Here is a 2,979-nt window from a genome sequence, read left to right on the forward strand (position 1 = left end):
AATTACAAAAGAATAAAAGCGAGCGGATACAAGGGATATATTCTGGAGGAAGCGCCGGAGAAGATTCTGCAGTTTGGCGAGGGGAATTTTCTGCGCGCGTTCGTGGACTACTGGTTTGATGTATCGAACGAGCGCGTGGGCTGGAACGGCAAGGCGGTGCTGGTGCAGCCGATCGCGCAGGGGCTGGCGGAGCAGATCAACCGGCAGGAGGGGCTGTACACGCTGTACCTGCGCGGTCGGGAGAACGGGGAAAAGGTGGACCGGAAGCGGGTGATCTCGTCGGTGTCGCGGTGCCTGAACCCATATGAAAAGGCGGGCTACGACGCGATGATGCAGGTCGCGGAGTCGGACGATCTGGAATACATCGTGTCCAACACAACCGAGGCGGGGATTGTGTACGACCCTGCCTGCCGGAAGGAGGACTGCCCGCCGGCGTCGTTTCCGGCGAAGCTGACGCAGGTGTTGTACCGGCGCTGGCAGGCAGGGAAAAAGCCGGTGGTCATCCTCTCCTGCGAGCTGATCGACAACAACGGCAAAGAGCTGCAGAAGTGCGTGGAGCAGTACATCGGCCAGTGGGGTCTGGAGGAGGCGTTCAGAGCCTGGTGCGGGAGCTGCACGTTCTGCTCGACGCTGGTGGACCGGATCGTGCCGGGGCGCATCAAGGACGCGGCGGAAGCGGCGCGCATGGAGGAGGAAAACGGGTACCATGACGAGCTGATCGACGTGGGCGAGGTGTTCGGCGTGTGGAACATCGAGGGACCGTCGTGGCTGGAGGAGCAGCTGCCGTTCAAGGCGGCGGGGCTGAACTGTATCGTGGTGCCGGATGTGACGCCGTACAAAAAGCGCAAGGTGCGCATCCTGAACGGCGCGCATACGGGCTTTGTGCTGGGTGCGTACCTGGCGGGCTTGGATATCGTGCGGGACTGCATGCACAACGACAGCATCCGCGGCTTTATGAACAAGATGCTGTACGAGGAGGTCATCCCGACCCTGCCGCTGGATAAAAAGGACCTGGAGGAGTTCGCGGCGGCGGTGCAGGACCGGTTCAACAACCCGTTCGTGGACCATGAGCTGATGAGCATTTCGCTCAATTCGACCTCCAAATGGAAAGCGCGCAACCTGCCGAGCCTGCTGGAATATGTGGAAAAGACAGGCAGGCTGCCGGAATGCCTGAGTATGAGCCTTGCGGCGTATATCGCGTTCTATACGAGCGATGTGCAGGAGCTGACCGAAGCGGGTCTGGTGTGCAGGCGCGCGAAGGGCAACACCTATATCTGCTCGGACGACCGTTGGGCGCTGGAATTTTACTGGGCGCATAAGGACGACAGCGCGGCAGACCTGGTACACGCGGTGCTGACCAACCGGCAGATGTGGGATCAGGACCTGACGGAGATCGCGGGGCTGGAAGCCGCGGTGCTGGCGGGGCTTACGAAGATCCGCGCGGAGGGCGCGGAGGCCGCGTTCGCCTCCTGCCTGTGAGAGGGAGGATAAGATGACAAAGCTGATACGGATCACAGAGCGGGACAACGTGGCGGTGGCGCTGCATGCTGCGGCGAAGGGAGAAACGCTGAAAGCGGGAGACGCGGTGGTGACCGCGCGGGAGGATATCCCGCAGGGGCATAAGATCGCGCTCGTACCGATCGCGGCAGGGGAAGCGGTGGTGAAATACGGCTTCCCGATCGGCCATGCGACGGAGCCGGTGGAGGCGGGCAGTTGGGTGCATACGCACAACATGCGGACCAACCTGTCCGGCGAGGAGGAGTACGCCTATGAGCCGTCGGTACCCGAGATAGAGGCGGCGGAGGCGGAGACATTCCAGGGCTACCGGAGGGAGGACGGCCGTGCGGCGGTGCGGAATGAAATCTGGATCATCCCGACGGTGGGCTGCGTCAACGACGTGGCGAAAAAGCTGGTGTCGGACAACCAGGACTTGGTGAGCGGAAGCATAGACGGGCTGTACACGTTTCCGCATCCATACGGGTGCAGCCAGACGGGCGATGACCACGCGCAGACGAGGAAGCTGCTGGCGGCGCTGGCGCGGCATCCGAACGCGGGTGCAGTGCTGGTGCTGAGCCTAGGGTGCGAGAACCTGCAGCACGACCAGTTCGTAGAGGAGCTGGGGGAGTACGACGCGGAGCGCGTCAAGTTCCTCACCTGCCAGGACGTGGAGGACGAGTTCGCTGCGGGACGCACGCTGCTGGAACAGTGCGCGTCATATGCGGGACGGTACCGGCGTGAGGCGGTGCCGGTGAGCGAGCTGGTGATCGGTCTGAAGTGCGGCGGGTCGGATGGCCTGTCCGGCGTGACGGCGAACCCGACGGTAGGAGCGTTCAGCGACATGGTGATCGCGCGTGGCGGCTCGACAGTGCTGACCGAGGTGCCGGAGATGTTCGGCGCGGAGGGGATGCTGCTGAGCCGGTGCGTCAACGAGCAGGTGTTCGGGAAGGCGGCCGCCATGCTCAACAGCTTTAAGGATTACTTTATCAGCCACAACGAGACGGTGTACGAGAACCCGTCGCCGGGGAACAAGAAAGGCGGCATCACGACGCTGGAGGACAAGTCGTGCGGGTGCGTGCAGAAGGGCGGCACGGCGCCGGTGGCGGATGTGATCGGGTACGGGGAGCAGGTAACGGCGCACGGCCTGAGCCTGCTGTACGGGCCTGGGAACGATCTGGTATCAGCGACAGCGCTGACCGCGGCGGGCGCGCATATTGTGCTGTTCACGACGGGACGCGGGACGCCGTTCGGCGCGCCGGCGCCGACGGTAAAGATCGCGAGCAACAGCGGCCTTGCGGCGCGCAAGCCGGGATGGATCGACTTTGACGCGGGTCCGGTAGCGGACGGCGAGCCGATCGCGGAGGCGGCGAAGCGGTTGTACGCGCTGGTGCTGGACATCGCGGGCGGCAGACCCTCCAAAACTGAGCTGCTGGGCTACCGTGAAATCGCCATCTTTAAAAACGGCGTTACGCTGTAAATAAA

The 2,979-nt window shown here is 63.3% G+C and carries 2 protein-coding genes; both read left to right on the forward strand.

The features are described from left to right. On the forward strand, nucleotides 1-1,479 hold a 1,479-nt coding region (locus H8S45_RS15615), incomplete at its 5' end, for a tagaturonate reductase (RefSeq protein WP_207724526.1). Nucleotides 1,480-1,492: 13 nt separating this feature from the next. Continuing rightward, nucleotides 1,493-2,974 carry a UxaA family hydrolase gene (locus H8S45_RS15620; RefSeq protein WP_107630736.1) on the forward strand — a complete coding sequence of 494 codons (1,482 nt, stop codon included), beginning with the start codon at nucleotides 1,493-1,495 and terminating at the stop codon, nucleotides 2,972-2,974. Nucleotides 2,975-2,979 lie beyond the last annotated feature (5 nt).

The organism is Agathobaculum faecis (genome assembly GCF_014287995.1).
In the GTDB taxonomy this organism is placed as follows: Bacteria; Bacillota; Clostridia; order Oscillospirales; family Butyricicoccaceae; genus Agathobaculum; species Agathobaculum ammoniilyticum.

What these genes read in the sequence shown, in the direction of transcription:
- H8S45_RS15620 (WP_107630736.1), top strand. Translation starts at nt 1,493, where the DNA reads ATGACAAAGCTGATACGGATCACAGAGCGGGACAACGTGGCGGTGGCG.